General features: G+C 67.8%; 22 protein-coding genes. 14 read left to right on the top strand and 8 right to left on the bottom strand.

Annotated features, from left to right (window positions below):
* The first annotated feature begins 85 nt into the window (after positions 1–85).
* Complete coding sequence (gene cobT / locus M5C96_RS16025; RefSeq protein ID WP_272564129.1) at positions 86–1,156, top strand: nicotinate-nucleotide--dimethylbenzimidazole phosphoribosyltransferase; 1,071 nt, start codon at positions 86–88, stop codon at positions 1,154–1,156.
* Between the two features lie 43 nt (positions 1,157–1,199).
* On the opposite strand, the gene M5C96_RS16020 is transcribed toward cobT, so the two are convergent.
* Positions 1,200–2,090 (bottom strand): LysR family transcriptional regulator, encoded by an 891-nt coding sequence (locus M5C96_RS16020; RefSeq protein WP_272564128.1) that lies wholly within the window; start codon positions 2,088–2,090, stop codon positions 1,200–1,202.
* Between the two features lie 206 nt (positions 2,091–2,296).
* Between M5C96_RS16020 and M5C96_RS16015 the strand changes: the two genes are divergently transcribed.
* A complete protein-coding gene (locus M5C96_RS16015) occupies positions 2,297–3,550 on the top strand; it encodes an MFS transporter (RefSeq protein WP_442867395.1) in 1,254 nt (417 codons plus the stop codon).
* Positions 3,551–3,599: 49 nt separating this feature from the next.
* Here the strand turns inward: M5C96_RS16015 and M5C96_RS16010 are convergent, their stop codons facing one another.
* Positions 3,600–4,268, bottom strand: a complete 669-nt coding sequence (locus tag M5C96_RS16010; protein WP_272564126.1) for a hypothetical protein — start codon at positions 4,266–4,268, stop codon at positions 3,600–3,602.
* A 1,187-nt stretch (positions 4,269–5,455) separates the two neighbouring features.
* Between M5C96_RS16010 and M5C96_RS16005 the strand changes: the two genes are divergently transcribed.
* The gene (locus M5C96_RS16005; RefSeq protein ID WP_272564125.1) at positions 5,456–6,406 is read left to right on the top strand and encodes an alginate lyase family protein; all 951 of its coding nucleotides are present in this window, start codon (positions 5,456–5,458) and stop codon (positions 6,404–6,406) included.
* 57 nt (positions 6,407–6,463) lie between these two features.
* Here M5C96_RS16005 and M5C96_RS16000 read toward each other — a convergent pair whose 3' ends face one another.
* The 3 genes from M5C96_RS16000 to M5C96_RS15990 form a co-directional block, all read right to left on the bottom strand.
* Complete coding sequence (locus M5C96_RS16000) at positions 6,464–6,847, bottom strand: hypothetical protein (protein WP_272564124.1); 384 nt, start codon at positions 6,845–6,847, stop codon at positions 6,464–6,466.
* A gap of 199 nt (positions 6,848–7,046) precedes the next feature.
* Positions 7,047–7,328: a hypothetical protein gene (locus tag M5C96_RS15995; RefSeq protein ID WP_272564123.1), complete on the bottom strand. Its 282-nt coding sequence runs from the start codon at positions 7,326–7,328 to the stop codon at positions 7,047–7,049.
* A 225-nt stretch (positions 7,329–7,553) separates the two neighbouring features.
* Complete coding sequence (locus tag M5C96_RS15990; protein ID WP_272563677.1) at positions 7,554–8,507, bottom strand: IS5 family transposase; 954 nt, start codon at positions 8,505–8,507, stop codon at positions 7,554–7,556.
* Between the two features lie 365 nt (positions 8,508–8,872).
* Here M5C96_RS15990 and M5C96_RS15985 point away from each other — a divergent pair, with 365 nt between their 5' ends.
* From M5C96_RS15985 to M5C96_RS15960, 6 genes are all read left to right on the top strand, one after another.
* Complete coding sequence (locus tag M5C96_RS15985; protein WP_272564122.1) at positions 8,873–9,961, top strand: ABC transporter ATP-binding protein; 1,089 nt, start codon at positions 8,873–8,875, stop codon at positions 9,959–9,961.
* A 112-nt stretch (positions 9,962–10,073) separates the two neighbouring features.
* Positions 10,074–11,357: an ABC transporter substrate-binding protein gene (locus M5C96_RS15980; RefSeq protein WP_272564121.1), complete on the top strand. Its 1,284-nt coding sequence runs from the start codon at positions 10,074–10,076 to the stop codon at positions 11,355–11,357.
* 85 nt (positions 11,358–11,442) lie between these two features.
* Entirely contained in the window at positions 11,443–12,357 is a 915-nt protein-coding gene (locus M5C96_RS15975; protein WP_272564120.1) for an ABC transporter permease, read from the top strand.
* Between the two features lie 92 nt (positions 12,358–12,449).
* Positions 12,450–13,349, top strand: coding sequence for an ABC transporter permease (locus M5C96_RS15970; RefSeq protein WP_272564119.1), 900 nt, complete (start codon positions 12,450–12,452; stop codon positions 13,347–13,349).
* Positions 13,346–14,152: a GntR family transcriptional regulator gene (locus M5C96_RS15965; protein WP_442867317.1), complete on the top strand. Its 807-nt coding sequence runs from the start codon at positions 13,346–13,348 to the stop codon at positions 14,150–14,152. Before M5C96_RS15970 ends, M5C96_RS15965 begins: the two co-directional genes overlap by 4 nt.
* Before the next feature lie 31 nt (positions 14,153–14,183).
* Positions 14,184–14,951, top strand: a complete 768-nt coding sequence (locus tag M5C96_RS15960) for an aspartate/glutamate racemase family protein (protein WP_272564118.1) — start codon at positions 14,184–14,186, stop codon at positions 14,949–14,951.
* A gap of 77 nt (positions 14,952–15,028) precedes the next feature.
* Here M5C96_RS15960 and M5C96_RS15955 read toward each other — a convergent pair whose 3' ends face one another.
* Both M5C96_RS15955 and M5C96_RS15950 read right to left on the bottom strand, forming a co-directional pair.
* Positions 15,029–16,609, bottom strand: coding sequence for a tyrosinase family protein (locus tag M5C96_RS15955; protein ID WP_272564117.1), 1,581 nt, complete (start codon positions 16,607–16,609; stop codon positions 15,029–15,031).
* A gap of 317 nt (positions 16,610–16,926) precedes the next feature.
* Entirely contained in the window at positions 16,927–18,255 is a 1,329-nt protein-coding gene (locus M5C96_RS15950) for an MFS family transporter (RefSeq protein ID WP_284428037.1), read from the bottom strand.
* Between M5C96_RS15950 and M5C96_RS15945 the strand changes: the two genes are divergently transcribed.
* The gene (locus tag M5C96_RS15945) at positions 18,254–19,693 is read left to right on the top strand and encodes a YcjF family protein (RefSeq protein WP_272564116.1); all 1,440 of its coding nucleotides are present in this window, start codon (positions 18,254–18,256) and stop codon (positions 19,691–19,693) included. The two genes, M5C96_RS15950 and M5C96_RS15945, sit on opposite strands and share 2 nt — an antisense overlap.
* A gap of 133 nt (positions 19,694–19,826) precedes the next feature.
* On the opposite strand, the gene nth is transcribed toward M5C96_RS15945, so the two are convergent.
* The gene (nth, locus tag M5C96_RS15940) at positions 19,827–20,465 is read right to left on the bottom strand and encodes an endonuclease III (RefSeq protein WP_272564115.1); all 639 of its coding nucleotides are present in this window, start codon (positions 20,463–20,465) and stop codon (positions 19,827–19,829) included.
* Between the two features lie 169 nt (positions 20,466–20,634).
* On the opposite strand from nth, the gene M5C96_RS15935 reads away from it, so the two are divergent.
* From M5C96_RS15935 to M5C96_RS15920, 4 genes are read left to right on the top strand one after another with little or no spacing between them, the layout of a single operon-like run.
* On the top strand, positions 20,635–21,015 hold the full coding sequence (locus M5C96_RS15935; protein ID WP_272564114.1) for a hypothetical protein: 381 nt from the start codon (positions 20,635–20,637) through the stop codon (positions 21,013–21,015).
* An 11-nt stretch (positions 21,016–21,026) separates the two neighbouring features.
* Positions 21,027–21,158 carry a hypothetical protein gene (locus M5C96_RS15930; protein ID WP_272564113.1) on the top strand — a complete coding sequence of 44 codons (132 nt, stop codon included), beginning with the start codon at positions 21,027–21,029 and terminating at the stop codon, positions 21,156–21,158.
* Complete coding sequence (locus M5C96_RS15925; RefSeq protein WP_272564112.1) at positions 21,151–22,296, top strand: GNAT family N-acetyltransferase/peptidase C39 family protein; 1,146 nt, start codon at positions 21,151–21,153, stop codon at positions 22,294–22,296. The genes M5C96_RS15930 and M5C96_RS15925 overlap by 8 nt, the downstream gene beginning before the upstream one ends.
* A gap of 1 nt (position 22,297) precedes the next feature.
* The gene (locus tag M5C96_RS15920; RefSeq protein WP_272564111.1) at positions 22,298–23,884 is read left to right on the top strand and encodes a RimK family protein; all 1,587 of its coding nucleotides are present in this window, start codon (positions 22,298–22,300) and stop codon (positions 23,882–23,884) included.
* Positions 23,885–24,007: the final 123 nt, after the last annotated feature.

The following is a 24,007-nucleotide window of genomic DNA, read 5'->3' as shown; positions in this document are numbered from 1 at the left end:
CCGATGCACGGCCTGGCGCGGCCCGCCGCGTCCGGCGCGGCTTTTCTCTTTGTTTTTTCGACCGTTTTCGTGGAGTGAATGACCGATGTCCCATGCCGTTGACCTGTTGCTGCCCCCGGTCGCTCCCCTGGCCGATGACGCCCTGGTAGCCCGCCTGCAGCACCTGCTGGACCACAAGACCAAGCCCCTGGGCGCTCTGGGCCGGCTGGAATCGCTGGCCTTGCGCATCGGCCGCATCCTGGGCACCGAGTCGCCCGTGCTGCAGCAGCCGCAGATGCTGGTGTGCGCGGCCGACCATGGCCTGGCGGCGCGGGGCGTGTCGGCCTTTCCCAGCGATGTCACCTGGCAAATGGTGGAAAACTTTCTGGCCGGCGGCGCAGCAGTCAGCGTGCTGGCGCGCCAGCACGGCTTGGCCCTGACCGTGGCCGACTGCGGCGTGGCGCGCGCCATCGCACCGCGGGGCAGCGCGCCGGGCCAGCCCCGCCTGCTCAGCCACACCCGCGTGGCAGCCGGCACGGCCGATGCGTCGGTAGGCCCGGCCATGACCGAGGCGCAGTGTGCACAGGCCATTGCCAACGGCTGCGCCATCGTGCGCGGCTTGCCGGGAAATGCGGTGCTGCTGGGCGAGATGGGCATCGGCAACACGTCGGTGGCCTCGCTGCTGCTGTCGCGCCTGTGCGGCCTGCCGATCGGCGATTGCACCGGCGCCGGCACCGGCCTGGACGCGGAGGGCGTGGCGCGCAAGCGCGCGGTGCTGCAGCAGGCGCTCGCGGCCAATGCCGGCGCCACCGAACCGCTGCAGGCACTGGCCGCACTGGGTGGGCTGGAGGTGGCCACCCTGGTGGGCTCGGTGCTGCAGGCGGCCAGCGAGCGCCGGGTGATCGTGGTGGACGGCTTCATCACCAGCGCCGCCGTGCTGGTGGCCAGCCGCGTGGCACCCGCCGTGCTGGAGCGCTGCGTGTTCGCACACCGCTCGGGCGAGCGCGGCCACACGCTGCTGCTGGGCGAACTGCAGGCCGAGCCGCTGCTGGACATGGGCCTTCGGCTGGGCGAAGGATCGGGCGCCGCGCTGGCATGGCCGCTGCTGCTGTCGGCCTGTGCCGTGCTGCGGGAGATGGCGAGCTTCGAAGAGGCGGGAGTGGCCGGCAAGGTGTGACCCGAAGGCCGCGGGCGCCGTCCGCAGGCGGGTGTGCCGTTGCCTACCGTGCCGCCGGCTGCGCCAGCGCCACGAAGTTCTGTACGAACGGCGAGCGGTCGCCCTCGCGGTGGGCGATGGCAAGGCTCACCAGGGCCGACTGGCTGGTCAGCGACCGGTAGGCCACGCCCTTGAAGGCCAGGTGCCGCATCGACGCGGGGACCAGCGCCACGCCCAGTTCGGCCGCGACCAGCGCGAGGATCGACACGATCTGCGGCGCGGCGGGCCCCAGTTGCGGCTCGAATCCTGCCGCGCGGCAGGCCGCCACCGCGGCATCGAACAGGCTGGGACCGAGCGGTCGGGGCGTGAGGATGAAGGACTCGCCCCGCAGCTTGAGCAGGTCGATGCGCGGGCCCTTGCGCGATGCGGCGTGGCTGGCCGGCAGTGCCACGATCAGCGGCTCGTCCGGATAGCGATGAAAGTGCAGGCCTGCCGCGTCCAGCCCATCTGGCCGAAGGATGGCGATGTCCAGCCGCCCGTCGCGCAGCCGCTCCACCAGGGTGAGGGAGTTTCCTTCGTCGATCTTGAGTTCGACCTGCGCGAAGCTGCGCCGGTACGAGCGAATGGCCTGGATCACCACCGGATTGAGCGCGGACGAGCCGGTGAACCCCAGGTGCAGCACACCCGCCTCGCCGCGCGCGGCCCGCTGCGCCGCACGCACGGCATCGGCAGTGCGGGCCGGCAGGCCGCCCACGCCTTCCAGGAATGCGCGCCCCGCATCGGTCAACTGCGCGCCGTGCGGCACGCGGTGGAACAGCGGCACGCCCACCTCGGCTTCCAGGTCCTTGATCTGCAGGCTGAGCGGCGGCTGCGCGATGCCCAGGCGCGCCGCTGCGCGGGTGAAATTGCCTTCTTCTGCCACGGCCAGGAAATAGCGGATATGTCGCAATTCCATCGGATATTTAAAATAAGTATGGAAAACAGATGAATCATATATTGGACATATGTAGGGAAACGGCCTAGATTTCCGCGCTGGCGGCCTTTCACTCCGCATTCTTTTTGCCGTCTTTCATTGAACCCATGCTTTCTTCGACCGCTTCCCCGGACACCGCCCCGCTGGCCACTTCCAGCCCGGCCGAACGATCCCGTCCCGCAGGCACGCTGTCAGAGGCGCCGAGGGATGCGCTCATAGAAGGAAAAGCGCCCACAGACGCGCCGTCCGCGGGTTGGATCTCACGCGGCTCCGCGGATTACCGCCGGGCCGAGGCGGCGTTGTTCCTGGCGGGGTTCGCGAGCTTTTCGCTCATCTACTGCGTGCAGCCGCTGCTGCCGGCCTTTGCCCTTACGTTCGGCATCAGCCCGGCGCAAAGTGCCTTGCCGCTGTCGCTGACCACCGGCCTGCTGGCCGTGGCGATCGTGCTGGCGGGGGCGTTTTCGCAGGCGCTGGGGCGGCGCGGGTTGATGTTCGCCTCGATGGCGCTGGCCTCGCTGCTGAACATCGCCGCGGCCATCGTGCCCAGCTGGCACGGCCTGCTGGTGGCCCGCGCGCTGGAAGGGTTGGTGCTGGGCGGCGTGCTGGCCGTGGCCATGGCCTACCTGGCCGAGGAGATCGACCCGCGCCATCTGGCGCACACCATGGGCCTGTATGTGGCGGGCACCGCGTTCGGCGGAATGATGGGGCGCGTGGGCATGGGCGTGCTCACCGAATGGGTGAGCTGGCGCGCCGCGCTGGGCTGCCTGGGCGCGCTGTGCCTGCTGTCGGCCATCGGCTTTCTCGTGCTGCTGCCGCGGTCGCGCCATTTCACGCCCCAGCCCGGGCTGCAGATCCGCTACAACCTTCGGGCCTGGGCCGGCCACCTGCGCCACCGCGGGCTGCTGCGGCTGTTCGCCATCGGGTTTCTGCTGACGAGCATCTTCGTGACGCTGTTCAACTACGCCACGTTCCGCCTGTCCGGCGCACCCTACGGCCTCAGCCAGACGCAGATCAGCCTGATGTTCCTGGTGTTCGGCTTCGGCATCGTGTCCTCGTCCGTGGCGGGCCGGTTGGCGGACCGTCTGGGGCGGCGCGGGCTGCTCGCCGCGGGCTTCGCGTTCATGCTGGGTGGCACGCTGCTTACCCTGTCGCCGTCGCTGTGGGCTGTGTTCGCAGGCATTGCGCTGGTGACCACCGGGTTCTTCATCGGCCACTCGATCGCCAGCTCGTCCATCGGCCCGCTGGCGGGGCTGACCAAAGGGCATGCGGCTTCGCTCTACCTATGGTTTTATTACATGGGTTCGAGCGTGGTCGGATCGGTGGGCGGGTGGTTCTGGCAGCACGGCGGTTGGGTGGCCATCGTGGTGCTGACAGGCGCGTTGGCGGCGCTGGGGATGGGGGTATCCGCTGCGGGGCAGCGGAGTTCTGCAGCCACGGCATGAGGCGCCCAGTCGAAGGCGTTCGGCCCTGCCAATCGCGAGCACCTCTGCCTCAGTTAACGAACCATCGCCCGTTGCCGTCACTCAGCAGGAAATACTTGTAGGCACCTTGCAAGGTGCTGCCGATGCTATTGCCGCTGAAGCTGGCGTTCACGATGGTGTCGGCGCCTGAAGCTTGCAAGATGACCGACGTGCCGTTCTGCGGATCGAGGGTGATGATGGTGAGCGTCTGCCCCGCAATGTTCGCGGGCGGTAAGTTCAGCGTGCTGCCGCCCTGGGCCGCGTAGTACACACCACCCCTCGGAGAACCGGGCACCGTGGAGCCCGATGCCAGGGTGCCGCCCTGCACAAGCTGGCCAGGCTGCACCCAGACGCCGTCCGAGCGCAGGTAGGTGCTGGCAGCGGCGGAAGCACCGCCCTGCAGTTTGGACACGCTGACGGCATCATCGGCCAGCTTGACGGTGGTCACCGCGGAGTCCAGCAGCTTGAGTGTGGAAATCGCCTGGTCGGCCATCTTGCTGGTGGTGACGGTGCCATTGGCCACCTTGCTCGTGGTGATGGCGTTCGCCGCAATGTTGGCATTGCTGACGGTGAGGGTGGCGATCTTGTTGCCGGTGATGGTCGCATCCCCGATGGTGAGTGTTCCGTTGCTGCCGAGAGTCGCGTCTCCCGTCAGTGTGGTGGGCGATTGCGGGCCGAAGGGAGCGGACGATGATGTCAAGAAGATCTGCCCTCCAGTCGTGCCATTGGCAAATCCTGCGCCCGTGGCACCCGACGACCCGGCTGCGCCTGTGGCACCGGTCGCGCCTGTAGGCCCCGCGACACCTGTCGCGCCCGTGGCGCCAGCAGCACCGGCGATGCCTGCAGGTCCTGTGGCCCCTGTGGTACCTGCGGCTCCCGTTGCTCCTGTGGCCCCTGTTGCCCCTGTTGCCCCTGTTGCCCCTGTTGCCCCTGCGGCTCCCGTTGCTCCTGTGGCTCCCGTTGCTCCTGTGGTACCCGTTGCTCCCGTTGCTCCTGTCGGGCCTGCAGCGACACCTGCCGCGCAGGGACCCAAGGCGCCCGTCGTTGTTTCAAAGCACAGCACCGTGCCAACGGACGTTTGTGTGGAAAGGGTTGGCAGAAAAACGCCGCCGCCATCCTGCACGCGCAGCCCTTCCTGTGTTCCATTGGCACTGCGAACCACAAAGCCACCCCCCGACGGCACGGTGACCCGAATATCGGCGGCGTGTGCCACCACGGCGCTACCCAGGCACGAGGCGACGATCGCGGCAGCCAAGAGGGAAAGAGGGATGCTTCTAGGAGTGTTCACGGATCGATTCCCTTCGGGTGGTTGGCTATTGGGCCGGATGGCTCCCGCGCGGCTGCGCGATAGCGGAAATGGACCGGAGCCTATCTGTTGATTGGATTTGTGTAAATAGGTGTTGCAGTCTCGATGCAGGTGTACATGGAGCGCTCGCAGGGCATGGTTCGAGGCTTCGCTTACCGCAACGTTGAAACCGTTGGAAGCAATGGCCGGTCGGGCGCCGTCCATCATCGGAGGGTCCGGTTTTTGGCGGAGAGAATTGGCAGCAGCCTTCCGCCTAGCCTCATCCCCGTTCATTCCGCCGTCTTTGCCGGGTAGCCGGGTAGGGCACCTCCTTCATTCATCTGGCGACGTTTAGCGCGGCATCCGGCTTTTTACGGTGCCGCGCCGGTAGCCAAGAAAGGTCAATCTCAGTGGTTCTTCTATCTGGAATCCCGCACATGGAACCATCCCCAGGAAAAAAGCGCAGGTGGGCACCGGCCGCCTGGGTCTGGGTGCTGGTGTCTTGCGCGTCCGTCGCGAGTGCGCAGAACCTTTGGCCCACGGCCCGGCAGTGGGAACAGGCGAAAGAACAATCGGCATCCGTCCCCGCGTGGCGCACGGCCATGGCGGCCCAGCGCCGCATTGCCGAAGACGCGATGAAGAGCGAGCCCCGGCCCGTGGCCGTGCTGACCACCGGCGGCCGGTTGCGGGGCGATCCGCTCAAGGCCCAGACCGAAGCGGGCCTGCAGGACATGGACAAGATCCAGGCGCTGGCCATCACCTACCGGCTCGACCACGACCCGCGCCATGCGGCGAAGGCGGGCGACTACCTGCTGCACTGGGCACAGGTCAACCGCCCGACCGGCCAACCCATCGATGAAACCGGCCTGGAGCCCGCCATCTTCGGTTATCGGCTGGTGCGGGCCGACCTGGGCGCTTCCACACGCGAATCGGTCGATGGCTGGATGCGCCGCATCGCCGAAGCCGAGATGGGGTCGCGGGAGATGAAGAAGAAAACCGCCACCAACAACTGGCACAGCCATCGCCTGAAGATCGTCGGCCTCATCGGCTTCGCACTCGGCGACGCACGGCTGATCGCCTACGCCCGGGACGGCCTGCGTGCGCAGATCAACGACAACCTGCTTGCCAGCGGCGAAAGCGTCGATTTCCAGGAGCGCGATGCGCTGTCCTACCACGTGTACGACCTGCGCCCGCTGGTTACGCTGGCGCTGGCCTTCGCGGAGCAGGGCGAGGATTTCTACCACTGGAAGGCGGCGAACGGCGCCTCCATCGCCCACAGCGTGGCGTGGCTGATGCCGTATCTGAAGGGCGAGAAGACGCATGCCGAATTCGTGGGCAGCGACGTGCGCTTCGACAAGGCGCGATCAGACAACGGCGAGCGGGGCCACGTGGTCGGTAGCCTGTACGAGCCGCGCGATGCACTGCCGCTGCTGTTCCTGGCCGCCGCCTACGACCCCGAGTGCGCTGCCCTGGCGGAGCGGCTCAGCGGAGGTCGCCCGAACTGGCGCCTGGCGTTCAGCCGGCTGCCTGCCGCACGCAACCAGGGAGGGTGAGCGGCGGGCGCCGGCCCCCAGCGTGAACGCGTTGGGGCACGCAGGCCAGGGGGCCGTTCAGGGCTTGACCTCCAGCCGCACGCGACGCCGGTCCGTGCTGACCGTGACCGACAGGCAATCGTGGGCCCACACCGGGCGAAGCGCGTCGGCGTCCGAATGCTCGGCGCGCCCATACGACCGCCCGGCCTGGTCCACCAGTTTCACGTAGCCCGCGCCGTCGCTGTAGTCGTAGAACTCCAGGCTGTAGTCACTCCCGCCGCACACATCGGTGTGCATGAGCTCTGCGGTGTTGAAAGCGCGGGAAGAGAGCAGGGAGCCGGCCAGCAGGGCCAGCGGCATGCCCGCAAGAAGCAGCAAGGCCCATCGCGGCCAGGTCTGCCAAAAGCGGGGCTGGCGGAAGGCCGCGCGGTGGGTGGAGAGTGAAGAGGTGTGGGATTTCATGGGTGTTGGGTCGCAGGCGGGCTCAGTGAATACGAGCCGATGGATGTGCCAGTCGAGGACGCACTTTTAAATTGGTGCGTTATCGACTGGAGCCGACATTGAATCGGTGGCAACCATGTGCCCGATAGGAATTACCGATGGCTGCTTCTTGCGAGAACGGATTCATCGTGAACCGGAACATTTGGGTGCTGAGTCGGCTTCATGGCCGTACGCTCAACAAAGCAGGATCTTTGTCCGTGTTGATGCTTACCTGCTTGCAATCGTCTGACCAGATCGGGCTCAGGTCAGTCCCATCTGAAAAAAGCGATCTGCCGTGCGCGCGGCCTGAGCCGTCCACCAGTTGAGCGTAGCCATCCCCATTTTTGTATAGGTAAATATCCAGGCGATAGCTGGTGTTTTTACAGTGCGATGCGTGGGAAAACTCTGCCTTTCCGATATAACTGGAATTGGCCAGTACGAAAAGAATGGGGGTGTTAAACACCAGTCAGACTGCGAGCGATAGCAAGGCGATGAGCCAAAAAATCAGCCCAGCCCACCATTGCCATCTGCGCCAAAATGCTTTGCGCTCCGCAGTTTGCGAGGGGGGTGATAAGGGGATCGCCATCTCAAGTCACCTTGCAATGCCAAGTCAAAGGGGTCTTTAGTCTTTCACGGCTTTGTTGCACAAACCGAATCGAGCGCGTTATGACCCCAGCCCCAGGCGCACTCATGCCACAGCCGCCACCGCGACGGTTTCAGGCCGTCCAAGCTGGCTGAACCGGTTCAGCAGCGCAACTCGGACATGCAGCTCAACCACCTGACGCTCAAACGTTCGTGCCATGACCCGCTCGCCCAAGCGCTTGAAGCAGTGCATCTTGGTCTCCACCAGGCTGCGCCGGTGGTAGCCGCTCCAGCTCTTCCAGATACGCCAGCCCAGGCGCCTGCAGGCCCGTACGGCTTCGTTACGGCTGGCTGACCCGGGACTGGCCCGTTTCCAGAAACTGGCGTTCTTGCGTGGCGGGATCACGGCCTGTGCACCTCGTCTGGCAATGGTGTCCAGACAGGCCCGCGTGTCATAAGCTCCGTCAGCACTGACACTGACACTGGCGATGGGCTCATCGACCTCAATTTGCGCCAGCAACTGCGGCAGCATGGGCGCATCTCCAATGGCGTTGCTGGTGACCTCGATGGCCCGGATCTCCAGTGTCTGAGCATCGATGCCCAAATGAACCTTACGCCATTCGCGCCGGTATTCGGCCCCGTGCCTTTTGCGCTTGCATTCACCTTCTCCCAGGAACTTAATGCCTGTGCTGTCCACCAGCAGGTGCAGCGGTGAGCTCCTCGGCTGGTAGTTCAGTTGGACTTGCAGATCCTTTTGGCGCCGACAGACCGTGCTGAAGTCAGGGACCGGCCAGTTCACCCCAGCCAGCTTGAGCAGGCTTTGGACCATGCCAAGCGCTTGGCGAAGGGGCTGACCAAACAGGCACTTGATGCTCAGACAGAACTGGATCGCGGCATCCGAGAACGTTTGGTTGCGACCGCGTTTGCCTTTGGGCTCAGCCAGCCACTGCATCCCCCTATCCAGCCACATCGTCAGCGATCCACGGGCCTTCAATGCCGCGTTGTACTGTGCCCAGTTTGTCGTGCGGTAGCGGGTCCGCATCTTCTTGCCTTCACTCATCTGGTCAGACTACCAGCGAGCTGCATCGCTTTGTGCAACAAAGCCCATCAGCCGGGCCGCAGCAAGCGCGGCATCGTTGAAATCTTTTGTCATGAATGCTCCCTTTTATCGATGCAAGGCATTGCGGCCATTCCCATACAAACGACCGCGCGGCGCATCTTAAAAGCTCCCCCGCAACCCTGGTCTCTTTGCAACGCACTCTTACTTTATTTGCATATTAATCACGTAGCAATAAAACAAATATTGCCCAAGGTGCCCTCATTCGCCACAGCGGTGCATCGATCTTCCTGGCCGTGTCGTTTTGTATACAAAACGGTGCAAAAACCGTATTCCAGCCTGGCATGGCGTTTGCGTAATGCCCCGGCATGGACGCCACCTCCCACCCCCCGGCCCCCGCCGCTATCGAAATCGTTGCGCTCACCAAGCGCTACGCGCAGGGCAAGCCTGCCGTCGATGGCATCGATCTGCGCATTGCCAGCGGCAGCTACTGCTGCCTGCTGGGGCCTTCGGGCTGCGGCAAGAGCACCACGCTGCGCATGATCGCGGGGCACGAGTCGGTGACCAGTGGCGATGTGCTGCTGGAAAACCGCAACATCACCGATCTGCCGGCAGCAGAGCGGGGCACGGCGATGATGTTCCAGAGCTTCGCGCTGTTCCCCCACCTGTCCGCGCTGGACAACGTGGCGTTCAGTCTCAAGATGAAGGGCGTGGGCAAGGCCGAGCGGCAGGCGCGCGCGCGGGCGCTGCTGGAGCGCGTGGCGATGGGGCACCTGGCCGACCGCAAGCCGGCGGAGCTGTCGGGTGGGCAGCAGCAGCGCGTGGCGCTGGCGCGCGCCCTCATCACCGAGCCGCGCGTGCTGCTGCTGGACGAGCCGCTGTCCGCGCTCGACCCGTTCCTGCGCATCCAGATGCGCGCCGAGCTGCGGCGCTGGCAAAAGGAACTGGGGCTGACCTTCATCCACGTGACCCATTCGCAGGAAGAGGCCATGGCCCTGGCCGACACGATGGTGGTGATGAACCATGGCCGCATCGAGCAGGTGGGCTCGCCGCACACGGTCTACAACCAGCCCGCGAGCGAGTTCGTGGCGCGCTTCATGGGCGGGCACAACGTGATCGCCACACCGTCCGGCCCAGTGGGCGTGCGCACCGACCACCTGCAGATCGCCGCGTTGGGCGAGGCGCTGCCGGCCGGATCGAGCCACATCGGCGCGGTGGTGACCGATGTGGAGTACCAGGGCACCTACGTGCTGCTGGGCCTGCAGGACGAAGGCGCCGTGGTGTCGTCCAGCACCACCGCCGCCTATTCCGTGATGGTGTCCGAAGACGCCTATGCCGCCCGGCCTTACCAGGTGGGCGATGCGGTGCGCCTGCACTGGCGGCCTGAGCGCGCGCATCCGCTGCAGGCGCCGGCCACACCGGCCTTGGCAGGCGCCGCCGTCGCGTTGCCGGTCTGAGGCGCTGCAGGCCGGCAGCCGCAACCCACCGGGCGCCACGGTTCCTGCCGCTGCTGACCGACAAAAGATTTCCCTTTTCCCCCTGTCCCTTCGTTCAACCTAGGAGCTTTCCATGTCCGATGCGTCTTCCGAATCCCTCGCTGCCCCGTCGTCCGCCGTGCAGCGCCGCTCGCTGCTCAAGGGCACGGCCGGCATCCTGGCCGCCGGCATGTTCCCGGCCATCCATGCGCAGGAGAAGATCGTGCTGCGCTACCTGGGCACGGCGGTGAACCAGGACAAGGCCATCGCTGAAAAATTCAAGGCCGACACGGGCATCGAGATCCAGTACGTGGCCGTGACCACGGACGACGTGACCAAGCGCGCCGTCACCGCGCCCAACAGTTTCGACCTGATCGACACCGAGTACTTCTCGCTCAAGAAGATCGTGCCCACGGGCAACCTGAAGGGCATCGACACCAAGCGCATCAAGAATGCCGACAAGATCACCCCGCTGTTCACCACCGGCATGGTGGGCGGCAAGGCCGTGGGCGAGCAGGGCACCGCGCCCAAGAAGGTGATCTACCTCGAAGGCGAAAAGAGCAAGGTGTTCGCCAAGAGCCCGACGCAGTTCATGAGCCTGATTCCCACCGTGTACAACGCCGACACGCTGGGCATCCGCCCCGACCTGATCAAGCGCCCCATCGATTCCTGGGCCGAGCTGCTGAACCCCGAGTTCAAGGGCAAGACGGCCATCCTGAACATTCCTTCCATCGGCATCATGGATGCGGCGATGGTGGTCGAGGCCATGGGCCTGTACAAGTACCCCGACAAGGGCAACATGACCAAGAAGGAGATCGACCTCACGATCAAGACCCTGATCGAAGCCAAGCGCGCCGGCCAGTTTCGCGCGCTGTGGAAGGACTTCAACGAGTCGGTCAACCTGATGGCCTCGGGCGAGGTGGTGATCCAGTCCATGTGGAGCCCGGCCGTGACGGCGGTGCGCACCAAGGGCATCGCCTGCAACTTCCAGCCGCTCAAGGAGGGCTACCGCGCCTGGGCGGCGGGCTTCGGGCTGCCGGCCACGCTGTCGGGCAAGAAGCTGGACGGCGCGTACGAGTTCATCAACTGGTTCCTCGACGGCTGGGCCGGCGCCTACCTCAATCGCCAGGGCTACTACAGCGCCGTGCTGGAGACCGCCAAGGCCAAGATGGAAGCCTACGAGTGGGCCTACTGGATGGAAGGCAAGCCCGCCGCGCAGGACATCAAGAGCCCGAACGGCGACCTGCTGGCCAAGGCCGGCAGCGTGCGCGACGGCGGCAGCTACGAGTCGCGCATGGGCGGCATCGCCTGCTGGAACGCGCTGATGGACGAGAACAACTACATGGTCCAGAAATGGAATGAATTCGTCGCGGCCTGACCGATGAAACCGGGCGGCACCCGCTGCCCGGGCTCACCGATCGGCCCGTCTCGCAAGCCCTTTCCTTCAGCACGTTCCACCGCACATGAGCCCTCCTTCGACCTCCCATACCGCCGCCGTGGCCGCCGCGCCCGGCCGCGGCATCGCGGCCTGGTGGCAGGCTGCGCCGTTCACCGCGGTGTTCGTGCTGTTCTTTCTGGTTCCGCTCGGGCTCATCCTGATGGTGAGCTTCTGGGACTTCAACGAATACGAGCTGCTGCCCGGCTTCACCTTCAAGAACTACCTGTCGGTGTTTGAGGGCTGTGGCAACACGGCCGACCTGTGCACCACGCTGCGCACGTACCTGTCCACCCTCAAGTTCAGCCTGCTGGTGTGGGGCATCACGCTGGTGCTGGGCTTCGCAGTGGCGTACTTCCTGGCCTTCCACGTGCGCTCGCCGGGCATGCAGACGCTGCTGTTCGTGCTGTGCACCATCCCGTTCTGGACCTCCAACGTGATCCGCATGATCTCGTGGGTGCCGCTGCTGGGACGCAACGGGCTGGTGAACCAGACGCTGATCGACCTGCACCTGATCCAGACCTCGATCGAGTGGCTGCTGTTCTCCGATTTTTCCGTGGTGCTGGCCTTCGTGCACCTGTACACCATGTTCATGATCGTGCCCATCTTCAACAGCATGATGCGCATCGACCGCAGCCTGCTGGAGGCCGCGAGCGACTCCGGCGCCTCGGGCTGGCAGACGCTGTGGAACGTGATCGTGCCGCTGTCGCGCACCGGCATCATCATCGGCTCGATCTTCGTCATCACCATCGTCATGGGCGACTTCGTCACCATCGGCGTGATGGGCGGGCAGCAGATCGCCTCGGTGGGCAAGATCATCCAGGTGCAGACCTCGTACCTGCAGTTTCCGCTGGCGGCGGCCAATGCCGTGATCCTGCTGGCCGTCGTGCTGATGATCATCTACGGCCTCACGCGGCTGGTGGACATCCGCAAGGAGCTTTAAGCCATGGCCATTCACGCACGCACATCCTTTTGCGCAGTGCCCCGCGCAGGCACCGCCCCCTTCGTCTTTCCCATGGCATGGAGGCCCTTTCCATGAACAAAACCCGCCTGCGCGAGCCGCGCCCGCTCAGCTTCTGGCTGCTGGCGATGGTGTTCGTACTGTTCGTGCTGTTCATGTACGGGCCCATGCTGGTCATCTTCGTGCTGAGCTTCCAGGGCCCTGAAGGCGGGCTGACCTTTCCGATGCGCGGCCTGTCGCTGCACTGGTTCCGCCAACTGGCCGAGGGGCTGGGCGTGGTGGACATCGGCGCGGCGCTGCGGCGTTCGCTCGCCCTCGGTCTAGCCGTGATGGCGTGCACCGTGGTGCTTTCGGTGCTGGCGGGCCTGGCCTTTCGCAAGCGGCTGGCAGGCGGCAACACGCTGTTCTTCGTGGTGGTGGCCAGCCTCATCATGCCCTCCATCATCGTGTCGCTGGGCATCGGGCTGGAGTTCCGCCTGATCGATACCGCCATCAAGGCGGTGCTGGGCTGGCTGGGCCTGCAGGAGACGCTAGAGGGCTTCGGCACCTCGCTGGGCCTGTTCACCTCGGCCCTGGGCGCGCACCTCACGTGGACGTTGCCGTTCGGCCTGCTCATCATGTTCGCGGTGTTCAACCGCTTCAACCCGGCGTACGAAGAGGCGGCGCGGGACCTGGGCGCCACGCCGTGGCAGGGCTTCGCGCACGTGGTGCTGCCGCTGGTGGCGCCGTCGGTGGTGGGCATCGGCATGTTCGGCTTCACGCTGAGCTGGGACGAGATCGCCCGCACCTCGCAGGCCATCGGCGACGTGAATACGCTGCCGCTGGAACTGCAGGGGCTGACATCGACCGTGACCACGCCGTCGATCTACGCGCTGGGCACGCTGACCACGGTGGTTTCTTTCGTGGTGATGGGGCTCACACTGGCGCTGGTGTGGCTGCTCGGGCGCGGGCGCCGCGCGGGGGCCGCCCGATGAAGCCTCCCGCACCCGCCGGCCGCGCCCCCCGTGCGGCGGCCGCGCCGCGCCGCAGGGCCGCGTCCCCGCGTACCGCGGCGCTGCCCGCGTCCGATGCCGACGACGGCCTGCTGAGCGACAACGACATGTACGAGCGCATGGTCTCGGCCATCCTGGACCATCGCCTGCCGCCCGGCACCAAGCTGGTGGAAGACAAGCTGGCCATGGCCTTCGGCGTGTCGCGTACCCGCGTGCGGCCGGTGCTGGTGCGCCTGGCGGGCGAGCAAGTGGTCACCCTCACGCCGCGCCGTGGCGCCTCCATCGCCCAGCCCACGGTGCAGGAGGCGCGCGAGGTGTTTGAGGCACGCCGCCTGATCGAGCCGCGCCTGGTGTCGCTCTTCGTGGAGACGGCCACCGCGCAGGACGTGGCCTGGCTGGTGCAGAGCGTGGCCGACGAGGAGGCCTCGCGCCAGGCGGGCGACATGCGCCGGGCGATCCGGCTGTCGGGGGACTTTCACCTGCACATCGCGCAGGCGGCCGGCCACCAGACGCTGGGGCGCATCCTGCGCGAGCTGGTGTCGCGCACATCGCTCATCCTCATGACCTACAGCCCCAGCCATGTGCAGGCCCGCGAAGAGGCCACGGCCTGTGGCTGCCGCGAGCACCGCGCGCTGATCGACGCGATCCGCCTGCGCGATGCGGGCGAGGCCGCGCGGCGCATGCTCGACCACCTGGCGCGCATCGAATCGCAGCTCGAATTCACGCCCGCGCAGGACGCGGCGCCGGACCTGGTGCAACTGCTGGGCGCGGGCCGCGCGGCCTGACGCGCCGCGCACCCGGACAACAAGGCAACGCATGCGCCAACTGCTCGTCATCAACCCCAACACCTCGGCCAGCGTGAGCGCCTTGCTGCAGCGCCACGTGCAGGCCGCCGCCGGATCGCACGTGCAGGTGCGCACGGCCACGGCCCGGTTCGGCGCGCCCTACATCGCCTGCGAGGCCAGCTACGCGGTGGCCTCTCATGCGGCGCTGGACGCCTGGGCCGCTGCGCTGGCGGACGGCGGCCGCGCGCCCGATGCGGTGCTGGTCGGCTGTTTCGGAGATCCGGGCCTGATGGCGCTGCGCGAGAGCAGTCCGGTGCCGGTGACCGGGCTGGCCGAGGCCTCTTTCATCACGGCGGCGCGGCAAGGGCGCTTTGGCATCGTCACCGGCGGCGAGCGCTGGGGCCCGATGCTGCAGCGCTTGGCTCAAGCACTGGGGCATGCGCCCATGCTGGCGGGCATCCACACGGTGGCACCCACCGGCGCGCAACTGGCCGCGGACCCTGCGGCGGCGCGGGCGCTGCTCGCCCAGGCCTGCCGCGACGTGGTGCGGCAGATGGGCGTGCAGGCCGTCATCCTCGGGGGCGCGGGCCTGGCCGGCATGGCCGGCGCGATCCAGCCCGAGGTGGGCGTGCCGGTGATCGACAGCGTGGTGGCCGGTGCGCAATGGGCGCTGCGCACGCCCGCGCTGCCGAGCGAGCGCGCGCAGCCCTGGTGCGACGTGGCCTGGGAGCGGGTGTCGCCCGAGCTGGCGGCGCTGGGGCTGGCACCGCGCCAACCTGACGGAGCCGCAGCGGCCTGAAAAAGCGCAGGCCCCGGCCCGCTGCGCAGCCAGCGTGCTGCGCGTCGGGCCAGGGCCTGGTCTTCAGGGCCGGTTCTTCAGGGCAGCGGCGTGAGCGTGATCCGGCCGTAGTTCAGTTGCGACCGGCGCGGCGTGGCGCCGTTGCTGTCCACCGGCACCAGCGTGACGGTGACGGCCCTGTCCCGCGCGATCAGGCGGGCCGTCTCCTCGTCGATCACGAACGAATAGCGGATACCGGCCTGGTGGTGCGCCGCATGCCCCGTCGTGTTCGCGGGCGTGGTCTTGGCCACGCTGGAGATCATTCCCACGAAGTTGGGCGACTCGGTGGTGGTGCTGGCGTTGGCGTTGGGCAGGTTCACGTACACCTTGGCGCTCACGCTGCGGTCGGGCGGGGTGGTCACGTCGTCGATGTGCAGCAGGTACAGCCGCGACGACTGGTTGGCCGCCAGCGCGGCGAGCGGCTTGCGAAAGCCTTCCGGCAGCGCGGCCTTGTGCGTGACGGGCGCGGTGCCCAGGTTGCGCTTTTGCGGCGCGGCCAGCACCACCAGCGGCTGCACGGGATGCGCCAGGGCCGCGTTCTCGGCCGGTGCCGGCTGGCTGGCGCCTGCCGTCCGCACGGCGCTGCGCAGGGGCTTCGGGGGCGTGGCCAGGGAGTCGTACACGTAGCCCAGGTTTTCGGAGTTGACGACGTCGCTGACCTTCATGGAGGTCCACACGCCGTTTTCGTCGTAGAAGTTCCAGGCGTGGCCGTTCCAGTCCGCATCCGGCGGGTTGGTGTGCGAGGGGTCGACCGCCACCCAACTGCTCCACATGCGGTCCACGTTGGAATGGTGGGCGAAGAAGACCGGGTCGCGGGCGGCCGTGGAGAGCACGCCCATGTCGGAGCCGTAGTTGGGCGCCTGGCTGCCATCGGTGCCCGTCCACACGTGCACGTGGTTGTGGGGAATGGTCTCCAGCGCGCCGGGGCTGCCGCCGCCGATGGCCGTGTTGACCCCGCCGAACAAGGCGTAGTTGGGCGAGTTCAGCACGATGGACATGGCCTTCGGGCCCACGAAGGCGGCAGGGATCCGGGCCCCCGGCTTCACTTTGGCGGGGTTGCGCAACGGATCGTACAGGGCGCTGCCGGCGCTGGCGTAGATCTGCGGGAAGGTCTGGGTCGAGGGGCTCTGGGTGCTCCAGTCCCAGTACGGCAGGCGCAGGTCGGGGTCGCCCGAGGCCTTGACCAGGGCGCGCTCCAGGAAGAACAGGTAGGCGCGGTGCCATGGCGGGAACCACCAGCTCGAATGGATTTCCTCGCCCTGCTGGCCGTCGGTGCCGCCGCCGCAGGCCCAGCAGTGCACGTAGCTCTGGCGCAGCCAGCCGGTGGGGCTGTTGGGGTTCTGGGCGGTGATGTCGCGCAGCCCTTGCCAGCCCTTGGTGAGGCTGGCGATCTCGGCGTCGGTCAGGGCGAAGGCGCTCTTGCGTGGCTTGACGGCGATCTTGCCGCCCTGGAAGGGCGTCGCCGGGCCGGGCGGCTGGGGTGGGGCGCAGTTCTGCGGGTTGTCGGCCGGGTTCTGCGCCCAGGCGGCACTGTGCTGCAGGCTCCACAACGAAAAGCCGGCGGTCAGGCTGGCCAGGTGCTGCAGGGCTTGCCTGCGGGAAGTATGGGAATGGCTCATGCCGCGGTCCTCCGAATTGATTTTTTTGCCGTGGCGCGGATCAGGGCCCGGGCCACGGCGATCAATGTACGCGGGGGAGCGCGGCCCGCGAAGGCGCGGGCGAAGGGCTGCAAGGGGTGCTGGCGCGACCCAATGTCAGCGCCAAGTCCTTGTCGGGCATGGCTTTTTTGCGCTGCAGCGCACCGGGTTCCGCCGCTGGCGAGGCCGCCGGCCGGCACCTTAAAAGTTCTGAATTCGGTGGCCCAGGCACTCGGCGGCAGGGCGCGGGGCGATGCGGGGGGCGGTGCGGCCCGGCCTATGCGGCATGGCCGGCCCCGTCAGTGGTCGTGGTGCAGATAGCTCGCCTGGCGCGGCAGGCGCAGGCTGACCACGAACGCCAGCACCATCATGCCGGTCACGTACCAGAAGAACACCGTCTCATGGCCGATGGATTTGAGCCCCAGCGCGACGTATTCGGCCGAGCCGCCGAAGATCGCGTTGGCCACCGCGTAGGCCAGGCCCACGCCCAGTGCGCGCACCTCGGGCGGGAACATCTCGGCCTTCACGATGCCGCTGATGGAGGTGTAGAAGCTCACGATGGCCAGGGCCAGCGCGATCAGCACGAAGGCGACGTAGGGGCTGGTCGTGTGCTGCAGCGCCGTGAGGATGGGCACCGTGCACAGCGCGCACAGCGCGCCGAACAGCAGCATGTTGTTGCGCCGGCCGATGCGGTCCGACAGCGCCCCGAACAGCGGCTGCATGCACATGTACACGAACAGCGCGCACGTCATCACGTAGCTGGTGGTCTTGATGGGCAGGCCCACCGTGTTCACCAGGTATTTCTGCATGTAGGTGGTGAACGTGTAGAAGATCAGCGATCCGCCGGCCGTGTAGCCCAGCACGGTGAAGAAGGCCGCCTTGTGGTGGCGGAACAGCCCGCCCATGGTGCCGGCCTCCTTGTTCTGCTTGGCGGCGTCGGTCTGCGTCTCGTGCAGGGTGCGGCGCAGCAGCAGCGCGACCACGGCCGAGATGGCGCCGATCACGAACGGGATGCGCCAGCCCCAGGCCTTCAGCTCGGCCTCGCTCAGCAGCGTCTCCAGGATCACGATGACCAGCACCGCCAGCAGCTGCCCGCCGATCAGCGTCACGTACTGGAACGAGGAGAAGAAGCCGCGCTGGCCGCGCAGCGCCACCTCGCTCATGTAGGTGGCGGTGGTGCCGTATTCGCCGCCCACCGACAGCCCCTGGAACAGGCGGCACATCAGCAACAGGAAGGGCGCCCAGGCGCCGATGGCAGCATAGGTGGGCAGGCCGGCGATGACGAGGGAGCCCGCGCACATCATGGTGACCGAGATCAGCATCGAGGTCTTGCGCCCGTACTTGTCCGCGATGCGCCCGAACAGCCACCCGCCGATGGGCCGCATGAGAAAGCCCGCGGCGAACACGCCGGCGGTGTTCAGCAACTGGGCGGTGGGGTCCGATTTGGGGAAGAAGGCCGGCGCGAAGTACAGCGCCGAGAAGGCATACACGTAGAAGTCGAACCACTCGACGAGGTTGCCCGACGAGGCCGCCATGATAGAGAAGACGCGGTGGCGCTTCTCCTCGGCGGTGTAGGCGCGGGGCGCGGGCGCATCGGCGTCGGCCGCGGTAGGGACGGGTGCAGTCATGGAAGACGGGCCTTTCTGGTCCGCATGCGCGGCATGCAGGGTGTGTTGTTGTGGCAGGCCGCATTGTCGTCGGGACGACGAAGTCCTGGCTGTCAGCCAAATCCGGCATCGCGCCACCAGCCTATTGAAAACCGCGCTTTCGCTCCTAGATGCAGCCCGGGGATCGCTCTGCCATTGCGGCGGCTGCGCTTTCCTTCCTCTGCAAAACCAACGCACACAGCGCAGCGGGAACCCGGATCGGCACCGCGCCGGCCCGCCAGCCTGTTGGAGGCCGGCGGCCCGTGCACGCGGCGCCGGCCGACCGTCTCTCCCCTTTGACGCCTTTTCGTTTTTGCCACCCGAGGAATACCGATCCATGCAACCCGAACACACCCGCGCCGTGATGGCCATCAGCCTGATGGCGGCCTTTGCCGACGAACACAAGGACGAGCGCGAGCGCGAACACCTGCGCCAGCTGGCCGAGTCGCTCAGCGCCGGCACCGGCCTGGACCTGATGAAGCTCTACCAGGACGTGCTGCTGCAGCGCGTGCGCATCGAGGACGCGGCCCAGGCGCTGGACACGCCCGCGCTGCGCCAGCTGGCCTACGAGATGGCCGTGGGCGTGTGCGATGCCGACGGCGTGTGCAATGCCCAGGAAAAGGCCTTTCTGCAACGCCTGGGCTCGGCCCTGCAGATGGCGCCGGACGAAGCCGCCGCCGTGGTGCGCGAGGCCGATGCGCTGGCGGCTGCGCCGCTGCGCGATGCGCCCGTTGATTCGCAAGGCGCGTCGCAGGGTTGGGCCGAGCCTGCCGCGATCGCCGTGGCGGGGGCGGGTGCCGCTGCGGCGGTGGCGGCGGGCACCGCGGCCGTTTCCGCCCCGGGCCAGGCGCTGGCACCGGTGCCAGCGCCGGTGCCGGTCGGCGCGCCGGCGCCGGGCGTCGATCCCCATGCGGCCGAGATCGACTCCATGGTGCTGAACGCCTCCATCCTGAACGGGGCGTTGGAGCTGCTGCCGCAGTCGCTGGCCTCCATGGCGATCATTCCGCTGCAGACGCGGCTGGTCTACCGCATCGGCAAGCTGTACGGCTACGAGCTGGACAAGGGCCACATCACCGACTTTCTCGCCACGGTGGGCGTGGGCCTCACCTCGCAGTACGTGGAGCAGTTCGGCCGCAAGCTGGTGGGCGGGCTGCTGGGCAAGGTGATGGGCGGCATGGGCCGCGCGGTGGGCAGCGCCGCCACGGGCTCGGCGTTCTCGTTCGCCACCACGTACGCGCTGGGCAAGGTGGCGCAGCGCTACTACGCCGGGGGCCGCACGCTGGGCAAGGACGCGCTCAAAACGTCCTTCTCCCGCACGGTGGACGAGGCGCGCAACCTGCAGCAGCGCTACGCGCCGCAGATCCAGCAACGTGCGCAGGGCCTCGATGTGGGCAAACTGCTGCGCGAACTGCGCGCCTGATCCGGCGGCGCGCGGTGCCGGCCGTGGGGTGAATCCGCCACCCCGGGTGCCAGGGGTGGTCTGCTATGAAAAATATAGCTATACGCCCTAGTATCAATTGTGCTGGAGGCACTTTTGATGTCCAGCCGTCCTGTCATGGCGGCGGGGTCTTGGGCTGGTAGTCGCAGTACGGCGCCACCACGCATTCCCAGCAGCGCGGCTTGCGCGCCTGGCACACGTAGCGGCCCAGCAGGATCAGCCAGTGGTGCGAGTCCACCGCGTAGGCCGCAGGAACACGCTTCATCAGCTGCAGCTCCACCGCCAGCGGGTTCTTGCCGGGCGCGAGGCCTGTGCGGTTGCTGACGCGGAAGATGTGCGTGTCCACCGCCATGGTGGGCTGGCCGAACGCCACGTTCAGCACCACGTTGGCCGTCTTGCGGCCCACGCCGGGCAGGGCCTCCAGCGCCTCGCGGGTGCGGGGCACCACGCCGCCGTGCTGCTCCACCAGGATGCGGCAGGTAGCCATCAGGTGCCGTGCCTTGCTGCGGTACAGCCCGATGGTCTTGATGTAGCCCTCCAGCCCTTCCAGCCCCAGGTCGAGGATGGCCTGCGGTGTGCCCGCCACCGGAAAGAGCTTGCGCGTGGCCTTGTTCACGCCCACGTCGGTGGCCTGGGCCGAGAGCAGCACCGCGGCCAGCAGCTCGAACACGGTGGTGTATTCCAGCTCCGTGTTGGGCATGGGGTTGGCGGCCTTCAGGGCGGCGAAGAAGGGTTCGATCTGCGCGGTCTTCATGGTGGGAATGTCGTTGTGGGCACGCGGGGAGCCGCATTGTCCCGCAGCCGGCCGCCCGGGCGCCTGCCGGCCCGGCGGCGGGCTGCCGCCCGGGCGGGTTGACGGGGAATTGACGGGCACCGGCGCATTTTTTACGGCGTTTTTATGCCGGCGTTCCTAGACTGGGGCCATGTTCCACCCGCAGACCGCCACCGCCCGCCGGCACCCCTCCGGCCCCGTGGCGGCGACTCGCCCCATGCCGCATTCCTGCGCTTTTCCGACCCTTCACCGCGTGGCCCTGGAGGCCCGGCCGCCGGCCGACAGCGACCTCGTCGTGCTGCCGCTGCGCCTCTTTCATACCGACGTGCTGGAAGGGCGCCGCTCGCTGCACCGCATCCTGGGCGCGCGCGTGCAGGGCTACCGCATCGACGTGGATGCGGCCCGGCACTGCATCCGCATCGAGATGAACGTGCGCCGCGGCGAACTGGCCGCGTGCCTGCGACTGCTGACGGCGGGCATGCCCTGCGCGGAATTCGGCCGCATCGCCCAGCCCACCCACTGGATGCACTGAGAACCTGTTCGATGCACGACGTTGCCCTGCACCTCTTTCTGGCCCTGCTCGTGGTCTTCCTGCCGCTGGGCGGCGCCTGGTGTCTGCTGTACTGGATGGAGCGCCCGGCCCCGCGCCCGGACAGCGGGCGCGATCATGAATGACGCCCGGCCCCGCGCCACGCCCGGGCGGGCGATCGATGCCGGCGTGCCTGCCGATGCCCGCGCGCTGGAGGCGATAGAGCGCGCCTCGTTCCTGGGAGACCGCATCTCGCTGCCGAGCTGGCGGCGCCTGTTGCGCAGCCGTTCGGCCCGCGTGATGGTGGCGCGGCCGGCGGCGGGCGCGGCCCCGGGCGGTGGCGCGCTGCTGGGCGCCTGCGTGGTCCTGCGCCGCCGGGGCACCTCGGTGGCAAGGCTGTATTCCATCGCCGTGGCGCCCCAGGCGCGCCACGGCGGCATCGCCAGTGCGTTTCTGGCGGAGGCGCTGGACTGCGCGCGCCATTGGGGCTGCGCACTGCTGCGTCTGGAGAGCCGGGCCGAGAACCTGGCCGCCCACCGGTTGTTCCAGCGCTTCGGGTTCGTGGCGGTGGGCCGCGCGCCCGGCTACTACGCGGACGGCGCGGATGCGATCCGCTTCGAGAAGGACGTGTTCGACGGCCACCGCCGGGACCGGCTGGTGCTGCCCGGGGCTCGGCACTACGGACAGACACTGGACTTCACCTGCGGCCCTTGCGCGCTGCTGATCGCCATGTCGGCCTTGGCGCCGGACACCGTGCTGGACCAGGCCGCCGAGATCCGCCTGTGGCGCGAGGCGACCACGGTGTTCATGGCCGCGGGCCATGGCGGCTGCGGCCCGTTCGGCCTGGCCTGCGCCGCCCTGCGCCGTGGCTTCGGTGTGGCGGTGTACGCCGCCGCGGGCTCGTCGCTCTTCATGGACAGCGTGCGCGAGCCCCACAAGAAGCGCGTGATCCAGCGCGTGGAGGACGACTTCCGCGCCGAACTGGTGGCGCATGGCGCGCCGGTGTTCGCGCTGCCCGTCTCGCCCGAGGGCGTGATCGAGCAGTTGCGCCACAGGCACGTGCCCATCGTGCTCATCAGCCTGTGGCGCCTGCACCGCGAAAAGGCACCGCACTGGGTCGTCATCACCGGCTTCGACGGCACGGTCTTCCGGGTGCTGGATCCCATGGCCCGATCGGGCGAGGGCGACGGCGGCGTGTCGGTGAGCCTGTCCGAATTCAAGAAGATGGCCCGCTACGGGCGCCGCCGCCGGACAGCGGCCGTCATCCTGTCCAGAAAGCCTTGAAGTGACTTCAGAACATGTGATCGTGGTGGAAAGGCGCTCGGATTTCCGCTGGAGCGACCCCGGGGTGCGCATCGTCACCGCGGAGGCGTTCATCGCCGAAGAGCCGCGCCTGCGAGCGCGTGCGCGCAAGGTCACCAACCTGTGCCGCAACTACAGCTACCTGGGCATGGGCTACTACTGCTCGCTGCTGGCCGAAGCGCGGGGCGACCGGGTCACGCCCAGCGTCGAGACCATCGTGGCCCTGCAGCGCGGCAAGCAGCAGGCGGCCTCGCTGGCCGTGCTGGACCGCCTGATCGGTCCGCTGGCGAGCGTGCCGCAGTCTGTCAGCACGCTCACCCTGGACGTGTTCTTCGGTCGCACCGAGGATGCGGAGTTGACCGCCCTCGCGCGCAAGGGCTTCGAGCTGTTCCGCTGCCCGCTGCTGCGGCTGCACCTGCAGCGGCGCGAGCCATCGCCCGGCTGGCACGTCGCCGCGCTGCAATCGCTGGATCCGCGCGATGTGGATGCCCACCGCGACGGCCTGTTCGACGAGGCCCTGGCGCATTTCACGCGGCGCCACTGGCGGCCTGCCGCGCCGGTGGCCGCGCCGCGCATGGACCTGGCCATCCTGCACGACCCCAACGACCCGCTGCCGCCGTCCAGCCGCCGCACGCTGCAGAAGATCGTGGACGTGGGCCAGGACATGGGCATCGCGGTCGAACTGATCGAGAAGAAGGATTTCTCGCGCCTGACCCAGTTCGATGCGCTCTTCATCCGCGAGACCACGGCGGTCAACCACCACACCTTCCAATTCGCCAAGAAAGCTGCGGCCGAGGGCATGCCGGTGATCGACGATCCGGTCTCCATCCTGCGATGCACCAACAAGGCGTACCTGGCCGAGCTGCTCAAGGGCCACGGCATCGCCACGCCGCGCACGCACCTCGTGAGCCGCCGCACGCTGGGCGATCTGCCGCGGGGCCTGGCCTACCCGGTGGTGGTGAAGGTGCCGGACGGCTCGTTCAGCCGCAGCGTGAAGAAGGCCGAGAACGCCGAGGCGCTGCACGCCATTGCGCGCGAAATGCTCCGCGAGTCCGGGATCATCCTGCTGCAGGAGTTCATGTACACCGACTTCGACTGGCGCATCGGCCTGGTGGGCGGGGAGCCCCTGTTCGCAGCGAAGTACTACATGTGCGAAGGCCACTGGCAGATCCTGCAGCACGGCGAAGACGGCGGGTACGTGGAGGGCCGCACCCAGGCCGTGTCCCTGGATGCCGTGCCGCCCCCGGTGCTGCAGGCCGCCACGCGCGCGGCGCGGCTGGTCGGCAACGGTTTTTACGGCGTGGACCTCAAGTGCAATGCGGCCGGCGCCCATGTGATCGAGATCAACGACAACCCGAACCTGGACGCCGGCGTCGAGGATGCGCTGGTGGGCGATGCGCTGTACCGCACGCTGCTGGGCCATCTGCTCGCGCGCATGGACTGGCGGCTGAACCGGGAGGGCGCTGCGCCCCTCTGCAGCGGGCCGTCGCAGCGGCACCCGGACGCCTGCCAGGGGCCGGCGCGGTGGTCCGAGCCCGCCGGCACCGGTGCGGCCGTGCCCGCGCGGTAGCAAGCGGCAGGGCCTGCTGCCCTGCAAAACTGCGGCCAAACCCCGGCCCGGCACAGGGCAAGCCGGGGCGGCGAAAATCCCCGAAGACCGGCCGTGCCGGCCCGGAACGCCATCCCTCAAGGA

The organism is Acidovorax sp. GBBC 1281 (assembly GCF_028473645.1).
Taxonomy (GTDB): Bacteria; Pseudomonadota; Gammaproteobacteria; order Burkholderiales; family Burkholderiaceae_C; genus Paracidovorax.
This window is presented reverse-complemented; position numbering and strand designations above follow the sequence as displayed.

Excerpts from the sequence above, each read along its gene's own strand:
- M5C96_RS15970 (WP_272564119.1), top strand. The coding sequence starts at position 12,450 with ATGAACAAAACCCGCCTGCGCGAGCCGCGCCCGCTCAGCTTCTGGCTG.
- M5C96_RS15985 (WP_272564122.1), top strand. The coding sequence starts at position 8,873 with ATGGACGCCACCTCCCACCCCCCGGCCCCCGCCGCTATCGAAATCGTT.
- M5C96_RS15945 (WP_272564116.1), top strand. The coding sequence starts at position 18,254 with ATGGAAGACGGGCCTTTCTGGTCCGCATGCGCGGCATGCAGGGTGTGT.
- M5C96_RS15960 (WP_272564118.1), top strand. The coding sequence starts at position 14,184 with ATGCGCCAACTGCTCGTCATCAACCCCAACACCTCGGCCAGCGTGAGC.
- M5C96_RS16000 (WP_272564124.1), bottom strand. The coding sequence starts at position 6,847 with ATGAAATCCCACACCTCTTCACTCTCCACCCACCGCGCGGCCTTCCGC.
- cobT (WP_272564129.1), top strand. The coding sequence starts at position 86 with ATGTCCCATGCCGTTGACCTGTTGCTGCCCCCGGTCGCTCCCCTGGCC.
- M5C96_RS15990 (WP_272563677.1), bottom strand. The coding sequence starts at position 8,507 with ATGAGTGAAGGCAAGAAGATGCGGACCCGCTACCGCACGACAAACTGG.
- M5C96_RS15925 (WP_272564112.1), top strand. The coding sequence starts at position 21,151 with ATGAATGACGCCCGGCCCCGCGCCACGCCCGGGCGGGCGATCGATGCC.
- M5C96_RS15955 (WP_272564117.1), bottom strand. The coding sequence starts at position 16,609 with ATGAGCCATTCCCATACTTCCCGCAGGCAAGCCCTGCAGCACCTGGCC.
- M5C96_RS15980 (WP_272564121.1), top strand. The coding sequence starts at position 10,074 with ATGTCCGATGCGTCTTCCGAATCCCTCGCTGCCCCGTCGTCCGCCGTG.
- M5C96_RS15930 (WP_272564113.1), top strand. The coding sequence starts at position 21,027 with ATGCACGACGTTGCCCTGCACCTCTTTCTGGCCCTGCTCGTGGTCTTC.
- M5C96_RS15975 (WP_272564120.1), top strand. The coding sequence starts at position 11,443 with ATGAGCCCTCCTTCGACCTCCCATACCGCCGCCGTGGCCGCCGCGCCC.
- M5C96_RS15935 (WP_272564114.1), top strand. The coding sequence starts at position 20,635 with ATGTTCCACCCGCAGACCGCCACCGCCCGCCGGCACCCCTCCGGCCCC.
- M5C96_RS15950 (WP_284428037.1), bottom strand. The coding sequence starts at position 18,255 with ATGACTGCACCCGTCCCTACCGCGGCCGACGCCGATGCGCCCGCGCCC.
- nth (WP_272564115.1), bottom strand. The coding sequence starts at position 20,465 with ATGAAGACCGCGCAGATCGAACCCTTCTTCGCCGCCCTGAAGGCCGCC.
- M5C96_RS16005 (WP_272564125.1), top strand. The coding sequence starts at position 5,456 with ATGGCGGCCCAGCGCCGCATTGCCGAAGACGCGATGAAGAGCGAGCCC.
- M5C96_RS16020 (WP_272564128.1), bottom strand. The coding sequence starts at position 2,090 with ATGGAATTGCGACATATCCGCTATTTCCTGGCCGTGGCAGAAGAAGGC.
- M5C96_RS15965 (WP_442867317.1), top strand. The coding sequence starts at position 13,346 with ATGAAGCCTCCCGCACCCGCCGGCCGCGCCCCCCGTGCGGCGGCCGCG.